Origin of the sequence: Actinophytocola sp. NPDC049390 (assembly GCF_044466355.1) — a bacterium.
GTDB lineage: Bacteria > Actinomycetota > Actinomycetes > Mycobacteriales > Pseudonocardiaceae > Actinophytocola.
The window spans coordinates 1,100,986-1,115,066 of record NZ_JBITMQ010000001.1 but is presented as its reverse complement, the minus strand read 5'-3'; the positions used below and the strand labels follow the sequence as shown (position 1 = coordinate 1,115,066).

At 72.4% G+C, this 14,081-nt stretch carries 12 protein-coding genes; 6 read left to right on the top strand and 6 right to left on the bottom strand.

Annotated elements, in window-relative coordinates:
* Window positions 1-55: 55 nt before the first annotated feature.
* Together ACIBVP_RS04945 and ACIBVP_RS04940 are read right to left on the bottom strand one after the other, a co-directional pair.
* On the bottom strand, window positions 56-1,669 hold the full coding sequence (locus ACIBVP_RS04945) for a carboxylesterase/lipase family protein (protein WP_396104633.1): 1,614 nt from the start codon (window positions 1,667-1,669) through the stop codon (window positions 56-58).
* Window positions 1,666-3,006 carry an MFS transporter gene (locus tag ACIBVP_RS04940; protein WP_396104632.1) on the bottom strand — a complete coding sequence of 447 codons (1,341 nt, stop codon included), beginning with the start codon at window positions 3,004-3,006 and terminating at the stop codon, window positions 1,666-1,668. Before ACIBVP_RS04940 ends, ACIBVP_RS04945 begins: the two co-directional genes overlap by 4 nt.
* 200 nt (window positions 3,007-3,206) lie before the next feature.
* Between ACIBVP_RS04940 and ACIBVP_RS04935 the strand changes: the two genes are divergently transcribed.
* The 5 genes from ACIBVP_RS04935 (at window position 3,207) to ACIBVP_RS04915 (ending at window position 7,561) form a co-directional block, all read left to right on the top strand.
* A complete protein-coding gene (locus ACIBVP_RS04935) occupies window positions 3,207-4,340 on the top strand; it encodes an NAD(P)/FAD-dependent oxidoreductase (protein WP_396104631.1) in 1,134 nt (377 codons plus the stop codon).
* Complete coding sequence (locus ACIBVP_RS04930) at window positions 4,337-5,206, top strand: RNA polymerase sigma-70 factor (protein WP_396104630.1); 870 nt, start codon at window positions 4,337-4,339, stop codon at window positions 5,204-5,206. Before ACIBVP_RS04935 ends, ACIBVP_RS04930 begins: the two co-directional genes overlap by 4 nt.
* 178 nt (window positions 5,207-5,384) lie before the next feature.
* Window positions 5,385-5,774 (top strand): hypothetical protein, encoded by a 390-nt coding sequence (locus tag ACIBVP_RS04925; protein WP_396104629.1) that lies wholly within the window; start codon window positions 5,385-5,387, stop codon window positions 5,772-5,774.
* Between the two features lie 42 nt (window positions 5,775-5,816).
* Window positions 5,817-6,269, top strand: a complete 453-nt coding sequence (locus ACIBVP_RS04920; RefSeq protein WP_396104628.1) for a DUF350 domain-containing protein — start codon at window positions 5,817-5,819, stop codon at window positions 6,267-6,269.
* Window positions 6,269-7,561: a glutathionylspermidine synthase family protein gene (locus tag ACIBVP_RS04915; protein WP_396104627.1), complete on the top strand. Its 1,293-nt coding sequence runs from the start codon at window positions 6,269-6,271 to the stop codon at window positions 7,559-7,561. Before ACIBVP_RS04920 ends, ACIBVP_RS04915 begins: the two co-directional genes overlap by 1 nt.
* Here the strand turns inward: ACIBVP_RS04915 and ACIBVP_RS04910 are convergent.
* From ACIBVP_RS04910 to ACIBVP_RS04900, 3 genes are all read right to left on the bottom strand, one after another.
* Entirely contained in the window at window positions 7,549-8,313 is a 765-nt protein-coding gene (locus tag ACIBVP_RS04910; RefSeq protein WP_396104626.1) for an SDR family NAD(P)-dependent oxidoreductase, read from the bottom strand. The genes ACIBVP_RS04915 and ACIBVP_RS04910 overlap by 13 nt on opposite strands.
* A gap of 69 nt (window positions 8,314-8,382) precedes the next feature.
* Window positions 8,383-9,141 carry a hypothetical protein gene (locus tag ACIBVP_RS04905; protein WP_396104625.1) on the bottom strand — a complete coding sequence of 253 codons (759 nt, stop codon included), beginning with the start codon at window positions 9,139-9,141 and terminating at the stop codon, window positions 8,383-8,385.
* 30 nt (window positions 9,142-9,171) lie between these two features.
* Window positions 9,172-9,666, bottom strand: coding sequence for a SigE family RNA polymerase sigma factor (locus tag ACIBVP_RS04900; RefSeq protein WP_396104624.1), 495 nt, complete (start codon window positions 9,664-9,666; stop codon window positions 9,172-9,174).
* A 126-nt stretch (window positions 9,667-9,792) separates the two neighbouring features.
* Here ACIBVP_RS04900 and ACIBVP_RS04895 point away from each other — a divergent pair, with 126 nt between their 5' ends.
* Entirely contained in the window at window positions 9,793-12,987 is a 3,195-nt protein-coding gene (locus tag ACIBVP_RS04895; RefSeq protein ID WP_396104623.1) for a S8 family peptidase, read from the top strand.
* On the opposite strand, the gene ACIBVP_RS04890 is transcribed toward ACIBVP_RS04895, so the two are convergent.
* On the bottom strand, window positions 12,972-14,021 hold the full coding sequence (locus ACIBVP_RS04890; RefSeq protein ID WP_396104622.1) for a saccharopine dehydrogenase family protein: 1,050 nt from the start codon (window positions 14,019-14,021) through the stop codon (window positions 12,972-12,974). The two genes, ACIBVP_RS04895 and ACIBVP_RS04890, sit on opposite strands and share 16 nt — an antisense overlap.
* Window positions 14,022-14,081: the final 60 nt, after the last annotated feature.

The window sequence follows — 14,081 nt, the reverse complement described above, 5'->3', positions numbered from 1 at the left end:
TCCTCTCGCGCGAACCCGTCCGGCGAGTCTAGGCCGCCGGACGGGTCCGCGCCGGTCAGCCGCCGAACGCGCCGGGGCGGGCGGTCGCGGTCACGTCGGTGGCGTCGAAGACCATGCTCCGCGGCCACTGGCTCCACCGCGCGCCGAGGCCGGCGTGCTGCGGGCTCCCCGTGCGGACGAACGCGCGGACGCTGTCGATCATCAGGTCCGACAGCGCCAGCCGGCCCGGCTCGTTGCGGCGGCTGAACGAGTGGGCGAACACCCCGTCGTCGAACGTGTGGAACACGAACGGCAGGTCGAGGGCGTGCACCGCGCCGTACACCGTGTCGAAGGGAGCGGGCTGCTGGTTCCAGCCGAACTGGTAGTAGTACAGCCGTTCGTTCCCGGCCGCCAGCACAGAGTTCATGGAGTCCTCGACGATTCCCATGAAGATGGCGTCGGTCAGCTGGTCGGCGGCCTCGTTCCACCCGCCGGGGCCGTCGACCGGCAGGTAGCGGTCGGCGATCAGGTCCTCGACCGTCAACTCCGACGGCCGGTCCGGGTCGAACTCGTACTGCAGGGTGAACCGGTCGTAGTCGGTGGGGCGGTGCGCGCCGATGACCGCCCCGAAGAGCTTCCCCTCCTCGGTCGTGTTGCCCGCGAGGACCGGGACGTCGCGGTACTCCCCCGCCGCGATCGCCGCGTACGGGTCGGCGGGCAGCACGGTGCCGTCGCCGATCACCCGGGGCGGGTCGCCGATCACGGCGCCGAGGCGCACCTGTGCGCGGACGAGGTCCTCGGCGGACATGGCCCGCAGGTCGGCCACGTCACCTTCGGGGCCGGCCGCCTCGTCGACGAACCGGTCGGCGTAGGCGCGTGCGGCCGCAGGCGTCGCGAACCGCAGGCCGCCGCTCAGCGGGATCGCCTTGTCCATCAGGCCCTTGCTCAGCGGCGAGACCACGAGCGCCCACACGTTGACCGCGCCCGCGGACTCGCCCATCACGGTCACGTTCCCCGGGTCACCGCCGAAGGCCCGCGCGTTGCGGTTGACGAAGCGGAGCGCCTCGAGCTGGTCCAGCGTCCCGAAGTTCCCCGAGTCGCCGAGCCGGTCACCGGTACCGCGGCCGGGCAGGTCGAGCCACCCGAACACGCCGACCCGGTAGTTGACGGTGACCACGACCGCGCCCGCTTTCCGTGCCAGCGCACGGCCGTCGTACATCGGGTCGGCCGAGTAGCCGACCATGTTGCTGCCGCCGTACACGAACACGATGACCGGGAGGTTCTCCCGCCGGTCCGCGGGTCGGAACACGTTGAGCGTCAGGCAGTCCTCGGCGCCGACCGGTTTCTTCAGCCCGTCGCGGATGTCGAGCCCGTAGTGCGGTCCGCTGGGCGCCGGGCTGAAGAACCGTCCTTCTTGGACACAGCCGTCGCCGAACTCGCGTGCGTCCCGCACGCCGTGCCACGGCCGGTGGGTCACCGGGGCGTGCCAGCGCAACCGCCCGACGGGTGGCTCGGCGTACGGGATGCCGCGCCACGACAGACTTCCGGCCTCGTCGACGCCCCTGACGAACCCGAGACTCGTGTGCCGGACCGTGGCCGCACCGCGCGCGCTCGCGACCGGGGCCGCCACGGTGGTCGCGACGACCGTGACACCGAGGACGACGGTCAGGAACCGCTTCAGCACAGTCATTTGTTCCCCTCCACACCGACCAGGGCGCCCGTGGTCGCCGCGTCCTCGGCACGCACGGTCCGCCACAGCAACGGCACGAGCAGCACGCCGACCACGGAAGCACCGACGAGCACGGCGAAACCGGCCGACTCGCTCCCCGTGCTCTCGGCGAACCCGTACAGGTACGGCCCGACGAACCCGCCGAGCAGGCCGACCATGTTGATGAACGCCAGCCCCGCCGCGGCCATGAGACCGGACATCCGCGCCATCGCGACCGACCAGTACAGCGGCAGGACGCCGATGAGCAGCAGCATGGCGAGGTCGATCAGGAGGATGCGTGCGACCGCGCCGTCGGAGAACGCGTAGGCGACCGCCACCAGCGCCGTCGCCACGGTCACGAACATCAGCACGCGCATCTCGTTCCGCACGCGGCGCTGGAACCACGGGATGACGAGCACGCCGATGAACGCGCCGATGCCCACGCTGCCGCTCACGACGCCGATCAGGAAGGACCCCTCGACGTCCAGGCTCTCGACGATCGACGGGAAGTTGTACTGGATGGCCACACTGTTGACCTGGTTCGCGAAGTAGACCGCGGACAGCGCGAGGATGAACGGCCTGCCGAAGGCGACCTTGACGTTGCCCTTCAACGAGGTGTGCGCCGGTGCCCCGCGTACGACCGCGCGGTCGGCCAGCACCTCGGCCTCCGGCTCGGTCAGCCAGGGTGCGTCCGCCGGGCGGTCTGGCACCATGCGCAGCACGACGAACGCGACCACGATCGTGATCGCACCCTCGACGAGGAACATCCACTGCCAGCCGAACAGCCCGCCCGCGCCGTGGAGTTCCATCAGCGCCCCACCGATCGGGCCGCCGAGGGCGAGGCCCGCGCACACGGCGAGGTAGATGATCCCGACCATCGTGACCCGCTGCTTCTGCGAGAACCAGACGGTGATGATGTACATGAGCGCCGGGTACAGGCCCGCTTCCGCCGCGCCGAGCAGGAACCGGACGACGTAGAACGAGAGCTCGTCCTGCACGAACATCATGCAGGCGCAGAGCGCACCCCAGGTCAGGGCGATGCGGGCGATCCACCGCCGCGGGCCGACGCGGTGCATGATCAGGTTGCTGGGCACCTCCAGCAGTGCGTAGCTGAGGAAGAAGATCCCCGCGCCGACGCCGTACGCCGCGGCGCTGATGCCCACGTCGGCTTCGAGCGAGGTCTTGGCCAGGCCGACGTTGGTGCGGTCCACGAAGGCCATGAAGTAGACGAGGCAGAGGATCGGCAGGAGGTGGAGCGCGGCCTTGCGGCTTGCCACGGCGTGCAGAACATCGTCGTCAGACTGGTCAGGCTGGTTCACCAGGATCTCCTATGACACTGGATGACACCGATTTGGCACTCAGTGACATTCGACTGTGCCACAGGCCACACCCGAGCACAAGACTGCGGTGCCGCGCCGTGAACGCGCTCTCCTGACATGTGATCGCGCTCACCCCGGTTCACGGCCGCGGATGCCTGTCCCGTCTCGTGGTCGTCAACCGAGTGGAAAGGACTGACACCATGCACAGGATCGTGGTTCTCGGCGCCGGGTACACGGGCATGTCGGCCGCGTCGCACCTGGTGGGGCGCACCCGGCGGCGGGACGACGTGCGGATCACCGTCGTCAACGCGAGCGCCCGGTTCACCGAGCGGCTCCGGCTCCACCAGGTCGCGTCCGGGCAGGAGCTGGCCGAGCTGAACATCCCCGACCTGCTGCCCGACGTCGACCTCGTGTGCGGCTGGGTCACCGCGGTGGACGTCGACGCGCGCGCCGTCCGGGTGGACGACGAGCGGGTCGTCGAGTACGACACCCTGGTCTACGCGCTGGGTTCGGTCACCGACACCTCCTCGGTGCCCGGCGCGGACGAACACGCCTACACCCTCGACCACGCCGAGTCGCTCGCCCACCGGCTGTCCGGAATGGACTCCGGCACGGTCGTCGTCTGCGGCAGCGGACTCACCGGGGTGGAGGCCGCGGCCGAGATCGCCGAACAGCACCCGGGCCTGGACGTCGTGCTGCTCGGCCGGGAGGAACCGGGCGCGGGCATGGGGCCGAAGGCCAAGGCGCACCTGCACGACACGTTGGGGCGGCTCGGGGTGCGCGTCCACAGTGGAGACATCGGCAAGGTGCTGCCGGACGCGGTGCGGCTCGTGGGCGGGGAGACGATCGCGGCGGACGTGGTGTTGTGGACGAGCGGCGTGCGGGTACCCAGGCTGGCCAGGGAACTCGAGGCCGACGAACGGGGCCGGATCGTCACGGACCCGGCGCTGCGGTCGGTGTCGCACCCGGACGTGTACGTGGTCGGGGACGCCGCGGCGGTCCGGCTGGGTTTCGGCGTGCTGCACGGCACGTGCCAGAGCGGCATGCCGACCGGGGTGCACGCGGCGGTGTCGATCGTGCGGGAGCTGAACGGCAAGGCGCCCAAGCCTTTCCGGTTCGGCTACTACCACACGCCGGTGAGCCTGGGCAGGCACGACGCCGTCGTCCAGTTCACCAAGCCGGACGGCGCGCCGAGGAGGCTGTCGCTCACCGGCCGCCGCGCCGTCTGGTACAAGGAGACGGTGAGTTCCTCGCCGTGGCCGACGTTCCGCCGGATGACCAGGATGCCCAGGTCGGGCGCGATCTGGCCGCACGGCGGCCGCTACACGCGATGACGGTCTTCGACGAGCACAGGAACCTGCTGTTCTCGGTCGCCTACCGCGTCCTCGGGTCGGCCGCCGACGCCGAGGACGCGGTGCAGGACACCTGGGTGCGCTGGTCGGCGGCCGACCGCGGCGCGGTCGCCGACCCGAAGGCGTACCTGGTGCGGATCGTGACGAACGTGGCGATGGACCGGCTGCGGTCGGCGTCACGGCAGCGCGAGACCTACCTCGGTCCGTGGCTGCCGGAGCCGGTCATCACCGATGAGACCACCGACGCCGAGACGGTGTCGATGGCGCTGCTGGTGGTGCTGGAGTCGCTGACCCCGTTGGAGCGCGCCGTGTTCGTGCTGAAGGAGGCGTTCGGCTTCGGCTACGGCGAGATCGCCGAGGCGGTCGAACGCTCGGAGGACACCGTGCGGCAGGCCGCGCACCGGGCGCGCGGACACGTGCGGGCGCGGCGGCCGAGGTTCCACGCGGGACGCACGCGGCAGCGCGAGGTGACCGACCGGTTCGTCGCGGCCGCCTCCGGCGGTGACATCAACACGCTCATGCAACTGCTGGCCCCGGACGTGACGCTGTGGACGGACGGCGGCGGCAAGGTCCGCCAGGCGACCCGCCCGGTGTCGGGTGCCGAGCGCGTCGCCAAGTGGTTCGCCGGCATCGCGACGCGGACGTACGAAGGTGTGGTTCCGGCGGACATGCGCGCCGAGGTGGTCGAGCTGAACGGCGCCCCGGGCATCGTGTTCAGCGGCGCGGGCCGCGTGGTCGCGACCCTGACCCTCGACCTGGACGAGCAGGGCCGCGTCGCCGGCATCCACAACGTCGCCAACCCGGCCAAACTGACCGCCGTCACCGACCGCACCGTGCACCGGCTCTGACGGATCGGACGCAACTATTCGGCAATTGGCGCGAATCCACCCTCACCCGCCTCCGCGGCTCGCTAAAGTCCGCCACACGCTACCGACAGACGAACTCCGCGAGGTCCATCGCGTGGTGCGCGATGACCCGCGGCGGTTGCGGACGGCACTGGACTGCACTGGACGGAGGAGGACGACCATGGGTGACACCCCGAGGCGCCGGATGCGTTCGGCGAGCGTCGTCATCGGGGTCACGGCACTCGCGGCCGCGGCACTGAGCGGCTGCACGTCGTCCCCGGACTACCAGGCCGTCTGCATCGACGAGGAGACCCGCGAACGGGTCGCCGACTACGAGTGCGAAGACGACGACGACTACAGCTCCTACAGCGGCGGCTACAGCTGGTACTACATCAGCAGTGGCCATCGGGTCCCGTCCGTCGGGAGCCGGGTTTCCGGCGGCAGCACCAGCAGGCCGAGCGGGTCGGTGACCGGCGGTCCCCGGTCGTCGTCCGGCGGGTACAGCGACTCCGGCGGTTCGTCGACCGACTACGGCGGCTTCGGCGGCAGGAGCGGCGGCGTCTCCTCCTGACCCCACCCCACTTCGATCCCGGCACCTCGAGAAAGCACCGGAATGAACAACCTGCTCAACGCCATGCTGCACGCCGTGGTCTACGCGTTCACCGCGGGAGCGCTGCTCGTGGCCGCCTACTACGTCCTCGACCTGATCACGCCCGGCCACCTCGGCAGGCAGCTGCGCGGCGACCCCGACGGGGACGAGGAGACGATGCCGTCCCAGTCCGCCGGGGTGGTCGCCGGTGCGTGGACGCTGTCCAACGCGCTCGTGCTGTTCACCGCGATCTGGACCAACGGCCAGACGGACCTCGGCACGGCGCTGCTGTGGACGGTCGCGTTCGGCGCGCTCGGCATCGTGCTGAACATCGTGATGTTCCTCGTCGTCGAGGCGCTCACACCCGGGCGGCTGCGGGAGATCGTGTGCACACCGGGGCCGGTGCGCCCGCTGGCGGTGCTCGCCGCCGCCGCGTCGCTGTCGGTGGCCGGGATCGTCTGCGCGAGCATCGCCTGATGCGCCGCCGCCTCGTCGACCCGCGCCCGGAGTGGGAGCGGATCGTCACCGAGCAGGGGCTGATCTTCCCGGTCACGCCGCTCGAGGACGGCACGACCGTGCCGTACTGGAACGAGGCCGCCTGGTACGAGTTCTCGATGACCGAGGTCCTCCTGCTGGAGGCGGCGACGGAAGAGCTGTGGGCGATGTGCCTGGACGCCGCCGGGTACCTCGCCGCCACGGCGACCGACCGGCGGCTCGGCCTGCCCGCCGGGTCGCTGGAGTTGATCCGCGAGTCCATCCGGCGCGGCGACGAGGCCGTGTACGCGCGGTTCGACCTCGCCCCAACGGGTACGGACCTCGCGACCGCCGGCCCCGTGCGCATGCTGGAGATCAACGGCGACACCCCGACGGGTCTGGTGGAGACCGGCGTCGCCCAGTGGCGCTGGGTCGAGGAGGTCATGCCCGGCACCGACCAGTGGAACAGCGTCCACGACCGGCTGGTGCGGCGGTGGCGCGACCTCGCCGAGTCCGGCGTGCTCGACGGCGACCTGGTGCACTTCCTGTACCTGGACCCCCAGCACGCCGCCGACGCGGGCGAGATGGAGATGACCGTCCACTACATGCTGGACTGTGCCGTGCAGGCCGGTCTCCGGACGGTCGCGCAGCCCATCGACGACGTCGGCTGGGACCGGGCGAACTCCGTGTTCGTCGACCGGGCGGGCAACGAGATCCGCAACGCGTTCAAGCTGTACCCGTGGGAGCTCATGCTCGACGACCGGTTCGGGCGGCTGCTGCTCGACCGCGCCGAGGCCCGCCGCGTGCACTGGTTCGAGCCCGCGTGGAAGGCGCTGCTGAGCACGAAGGCGCTCCTGCCCGTGTTGTGGGAACGCAACCCGGACCACCCGTTGCTGCTGCCCGCCTACTTCGACGGCCCCGGCGACCTCACCGAGTGGGTCGCGAAACCGTTGCACGGCAGGGAGGGCGACAACATCCGCGTGCACCGCGCCGGTGCCCCGGACGTCGAGATGCCCGGGGACTACGGCGCGGAGGGCTGGGTCTACCAGCAGTACACCGAACTGCCGGTGTTCGACGGCAACCACGTCGTCCTCGGCTCGTGGATCGTGGACGGGGAGGCGGCCGGAATGCTGGTCCGCGAGTCCGACGGCCTCGTCACCGACTACTTCAGCCGGGTGGCGCCACACGCGATCAACGACGCGGCGAGCCCGGACGCGGAGCAGGTGCGGGAGTGGCTTGGCGAACGCACCGGGCTGCCGAGGGTGCCCGTCCTGCCCGGGAGTCAGCGGAGGTAGGACGCGCCGTTGACGTCGAGCACGGCGCCGGTGGACCAGCGGGCCGCGGGTGACGCCAGGTACACGACGGCGGCGGCGACCTCCTCCGGCGCGGCGACCCGGCCGTACGGGCTCTGCGCCCGGATCGCGGCGCCGCTCTCGCCGGACAGCCGCCCGGCGACCCGGTCGGTCTCGACGAAGCCGGGCGCCACCGAGGTGACCGAGATGCCGTGCGGGGCAAGGGACACGGCGAGCGACTGGCCGAGCGCGTGGAGACCTGCCTTGCTCGCACCGTACGCCGACGCGTCGGGCTCGCCGCGGAACGCGCCGCGGGAGCCGACGTTCACGATGGCGCCCGCGACACCGCGGGCGATGAGGGCGCGCGCGACGCAGTAGCTCAGGTTGGCCGCGCCGAACAGGTTCACCGCGACGGTCTCCTGCCAGGCCCGCTGCCAGGTGTCGTAGTCGGCGTTCGCGACCGAGTAGCCGCTGGTGACGACGGCGGCGTTGTTGACGAGCACGTCCACGCCGCCGAGCGCGTCGCCCGCGGCCGCGGCGAGGTCCGCGACCTGTCGCGGGTCCGCGAGGTCGCCGGACACCAGCGCGTGCCCGTCGCCCGGCAGCCCGGCGACGGTCTGTTCGGCCTCGGTCCGGCGCGTCGAGTAGTGCACGGCGACCCGGTCGCCAGCACGCGCGAACGCGACCGCGATGGCCCGCCCGATGCCGCCGGACGCGCCGGTGACCAGCACTCCCCTGTCGTTCGTCGTCACCATGATCGGCAGCCTAAACCCGGCTCAGGCGAGCAGGTCGCACGCCACCGCCGAAAGAACCGGTGCGGCCGCTCACTGGGGCCGCAGCCTCGGGTCGACGGCCACCTCGGCCAGTTCCCGGCCGGTCATCGGCATCGCGTCCAGGCCCGGACGGCCGGACCGCGGCACCTGCGCGGTCTGCATGACGAACACGACCGTGCCGTCGGCGTGGCGGTACCCGGCCCACTGGGCGGGCGGGAGGCCGTCCTCGTCCGGGTAGGTGACGTCGGCGACCGCGACCTCCCTGCCGTCGACGGTCACCTCGGTGCAGTCGGCGGCGGTGGCGTCCCACGCGGTCGGGGTCAGCGCGCAGCCCGCCCCCGTCGCCCCCCACGCCGGCGGGTAGACGGTGGCGAGGAGCTCACCGACACCGTCGCCCTTGGTCAGCGGGGTGGCGGCGCCGTAGTTCCACACCCCGTCGACCGGCACGGCCTCGTGGTTCTTCAACGTCCGGTCGGCGTAGTCGTCGACACCCTTCAGGTCGCCCGGTGTCCCGTAACCGGCCGGTGCCACGTCGTCCAGTGCCGCGGCCAGCGCGGCCGCCTTGTCCTCGTGGGACAGTGCGGGCGGGGCGCCGACCCGCACCCCGCCATCGTCCTGCCGGGTCGGCGCGAGCACCGCCACCCCGGCCGCCACGACCGCGACCACGGCCGCGCTCCCGACACTCGCGAACACCGCCCGGCGCCACTTGAGTGTGTGCCGGGCCGCCGTCAGCACGGGTTCGTCGCTCATCGGCGGTGGCGCCACCGCCACCGCCCGGTCCATCACTGCCCGCAGCTCACGTTCGTCCATTGCTCGAACTCCTCGTCCCGTTGAAAAAGATCAGAAACTGCCGGCGGGCACCAGTGCGCGCATCGCCGCGAGGCCGCGAGCCAGCTGGCTCTTCACCGTCCCCGCGCTGCACCCCATCGCCTTCGCCGTGTCCTCGACGGACAGGTCCGCCCAGACCCGCAGCACCAGCGCGACCCGCTGTCGCGGGGCGACCTCGGCGAGCGCCCGCGACAACACCATGCGGTTCTCGACCCGGTCGTCGTGTTCGGGCAGTGGCCGGTCCGCCACCTCGGCGATCGGCCGCTCACGCCGGAAGAACCCGCGCCGCGTCTCGTCGAGGAAGGTCCGCACGAGGATCTGCCGCACGTAGGCGTCCAGCTTGTCCTCGCCGTCGACCCGGTGCCACGCCAGGTACAGCTTCACGAACGCGGTCTGGACGAGGTCCTCCGCGCGGTGCCAGTCACCGCACAGCAGGAACGCGGTCGCGCGCATCACCCCCGACCTGGTGGCGAAATACGCCGCGAACCGCTCGTCGCGTTCGTTCATGGAGTCCCTTCCCGCCGGCGTGCACGCGTTAGACACGCGGCGTCCCCACCAGGAGGTTGCAACCCCGCACGGGAGACCTCGCGTGTCTAGCCCGCACACACGACGACACCCCTGTGGAGATCCTTGATGCGAAGCAGACGAACCCTGCCCGCGCTTCTCGCCGCCGTCATGGCGGCGGCGGTGGCGGCGGTGCCCCACGCCTCCGCGGACGCCGCGGTGACCGCGCCGCTCGGTGCCGCGAGCACGACCGTGACGTTGCTGACCGGCGACGCCGTCACCGTCAGCGGCGGCCGGGTCGTGGCCGTGCGGCCCGCGCCCGGCCGGGACCACGTGTTGTTCGAGTCGTACACCGACGAACGGGGCGACCTCAACGTCGTACCGGACGACGCGCTGGCCCCGCTGGCGAAGGGCACCGTCGACCCCCGCCTGTTCAACGTCACCGAGCTGATCGAGTCCGGGTTCGACGACGCCTCCGCCGACCGCCTGCCCCTGATCGTCGACCACGCCGGGCCCGCACCGCGCAGCGCTTCCGCCCGGGTCACCCGTGACCTGCCCGCGGTGGGCGCGACGGCCGTCTCCGTGGACCGGTCCGCCGCGTACTGGCCGGTGGCGCGCAAGGCCGAACGCGTCTGGCTCGACGGCCGCGTCCGGGTGGCACTGGAGCACTCCGTGCCGCGGATCGGCGCACCGACGGCGTGGCGGGCCGGGCACACGGGCGCGGGCACCACGGTCGCGGTCCTGGACACCGGGATCGACGCCACGCACCCGGACCTCGCCGGGGCGATCGTGGGCGCACACGACTTCACCGGCGACCCCGGCAACCCGGACGACCGGCACGGGCACGGCACTCACGTCGCGTCCATCGTCACCGGTGAGCACGCCACCTACCGTGGTGTGGCACCGGACGCGAAGCTCCTCAACGCGAAGGTCATGGGCGACGACGGCGTCGGGTACGAGTCCGCGATCATCGCGGGCATGGAGTGGGCCGCCACGTCGGGGGCCGACGTGGTCAACATGAGCATCTCCGGTGACCCCAGCGACGGCACCGACCCGTTGTCGCAGGCCGTGAACCGGCTCACCGCCGAGACCGGGACGCTGTTCGTCGTCGCGTCGGGCAACCAGACGAACTACGTCGGGCTGCCGGGCACGGCCGACGCCGCGCTGACCGTCGGCGCGGTCGACCGCGCCGACGCGCTGGCCGAGTTCTCCGGCCGTGGGCCGAGGTTCGGGGACAGCGCGATCAAGCCGGACATCACCGCACCGGGCGTCGACATCGTCGCCGCACGCGCCGCGCACGGCGTCGTCGGTGAGCCGGGGCAGAGCCACGTCGCGATGTCCGGCACGTCGATGGCCACCCCGCACGTCGCGGGCGCGGCGGCGATCCTCGCCGGGCAGCACCCCGGCTGGACCCCGGAGCAGCTGAAGGCCACGCTCATGGGCACCGCCGCGCCGACGGACGGGCTGACGGTCCACGAGCAGGGCGCGGGCCGGGTGGACGTCGCCGCGGCGACCGCCTCGACGACCTCCGCCACCCCGGCGAGCCTCAGCCTCGGGCGGGTGCGGTGGCCGTACCAGGACAGCGACGCGATCACCGGGACCGTCACCTACACCAACCGCGGCACCGGCCCGGTCACACTCGGCCTCGCCGCGGACGTCCGGTACGAGGACGGCTCCGCCACGCCGGACGGCATGTTCACCGTCGCCCCGGCGACCCTGACCGTGCCCGCCGGCGGCGTGGCCACCGCCACCGTCACGGCCGACGTGACCATCGCCGGACCGTCCGGCGCACTCACGGGCACCGTCACGGCGGCCGCGGGCGGCGAGGTCGTGGCGCGCACGCCGATCGCGGTGGAGCGCGAGGTCGAGAGCTACGACGTCGCCCTGAGCGCGATCGCGCACGACGGCACGGCGAGCCACGACTACCGCTACCGGTTCGTCGCGATCGACGAGGTGGCCGTCCACAAGGCGTTCGCCACCGGTCCCACCACGGTCCGGCTGCCCGCGGGCGAGTACACCTACACCGGCTTCGTGCGGGACGCCGGGACCGGGCGCCGCGCATACGTCGTCGAGCCGACGTTCACGGTCAGCGCCGACACGTCGCTGGTCTTCGACGCGCGGGAGGCGGTGCCGGTCGACATCACGGTCGACGACCCGACGGCGCGGGACGTCTACACCCAGCTCGACTTCGTGCGCACGACCGACACCGAGTACGGGTTCACCGCGGAGTCGGTGATGGTGTTCCCCGGGGAACTCCCCGGCCTGACCGTCCGGCCGTCGGCGACCCGCCACCCCGGCTTCACCTTCACCATGCAGACCACGAAGGCGAAGTGGAACGGCGAGTCGTTCGACGGCAGTCCGTACCTGTACCACCTGAAGCACACCGACACCGCCATCCCGGCCACGCCGAGGTGGCACGACCGGACCCGCGACCTCGCGACGGTCCGGTCCGAGCACGCGAGCACCACCCCGGGTTCGACCGGCGTCCGCGACGGGGTCGCCATCCCGCTGCCGGGCACCCTCACCGAGTACTACACCCCCGGCGTGCCGTGGGCCTTCCGCACCTTCGCGGAGATGGCGGGCGGGGGCACCCTCTCCTACCTCACGCAGTACGAACCCATGGTGTTCCCCCACGACGGGACCACGACCGTGCGCTGGAACGTCGGCGTGTTCTCGCCGTCGCTGTCCGGTGGCGGGCCGGGATCGACGGCGTTCCGCGGCCTGGACCGGCTGCACTTCCAGATCGCCCCGATCTCCGACCAGGGGCGCGGCCGGTGGGGGGAGACCTTGGAGACCGGGACGACGACGTTGCTGCGTGACGGTGCGGTGATCGGCGAGTCCGACCAGGTGGCGTTCGGCGTGTTCGAGGTCGGCCCCGAGCGGGCGGACTACACCCTGCGCACCTCGTTCGACCGCTCCGCGTACGCGGGCCTGACCACGCGGTACGACGCGGAGTGGACGTTCAGCTCGCAGCGGGGCGAGCGGCCCCTCGAAGCGACCTACCTGCCGTTGCCGGCGGTGCGGTTCACGCCGCGGCTGGACCTCCGCAACTCGGCACCGGCCGGGCGGTCGTTCACGATCCCGGTCGTGGTGCAGCGCAACGGCAGTCCCACCCCGGGCCCGGTGTCGCCGCCGACCGTCGACGTCTCCTTCGACGACGGTGAGACCTGGCACCAGACGCGGGTGACCCGCAACCGGTCACAGTGGACGGTGACGGTCCGGCACCCGGCCGACGCGGCGTTCGTCTCGTTGCGGTCGTCGGTCGGCGACGCCGAGGGCAACGCCCAACGCCAGACCATCATCCGCGCCTACGCGCTGCGGTGATCGGGCACCGGCGCTGGGAGGTGGCGGCCTCCCAGCGCCAGGTGCGCCGACAGGGCGTCCAGGAAGTCCCTCGCGTCGAACGCCGCGCCCGCGGACGCGACACCGGTGGCCCTGGTCCGGCCGGTGAGGGCACGGTCGACGGCCTCCACCGCGAGCGGTGCGCTGATCGCGTAGATGTCCTGTCCGGCGGCGGTGATCCGGCGTTCGGCGCCGCCCGCGCGGACGACGACGTCGACCACGAAGGTCTGCGCGGAACGGCCGTGCTCGTCGACGGCGGCCGGCGCCCGCGCGTCCGGCGCGGTCAGGTCGGCGGCGGCCTTGGCGGCCATGTACGTGCGTACCTCCGGCACAGCCAGGTGGCTGGGCACGGTGACGATGTCGGCCATGCTGAACTCGCCGATGACCTGCTGCGGGCCGAGCGGTTCCGGGAACGGCCACTCGACGGTCGGCAGCGCGTCGTCGTGGTACTCGACGCGCCCGCCGCAGTACCGGACGCGGCGGCCGCCCCGGCGCGCGCTCGACACCGAGCCCGCCGCGAGCGTCCCGGCGGTGGGGTGCCAGCTGCTCAGGCCGTAGGCGATGTGTACCTCGTCGGCCGCCGTCCAGTCGCCCATGGCGGCGGTGACGAGCAGGTCGCCGAGCCCGCCGTAGAAGGCCATCGCGGGGACCACGAGGATGCCCGCCGCCTCGGCGCGTGCCGCGAAGTGCGTGAACGTGTCCAGGTTCGCCTCGATCTCGGCCGCCACGTCGACGTACGGGATGCCCGCGCGCAGCGCCGCCTCGACCAGCGGGGCCGCGGTCGTGGCGAAGGGCCCGGCGCAGTTGATCACGGCGGCCGCCCCGGCCAGCGCCCGGTCGAGCGCGGCCGGGTCGTCGACCGACGCCTGCCGCGGCTCGTTCCCCGGCCCCGCCACCGCCTGCAACCTGTCCGGGTCGCGGCCGAGGAGCAGCGGGGTGTACCCGCGCTCACGCAGCTCCGCGACCACGAACCGCCCCGTGTGCCCGTAGGCCCCGTACACCGCCACGTGATTCATGGGGTAGATCGTGTCCCGTGGGCGGGCCGCTGCCCAGTGTCCGGAACGACACGACCCGTA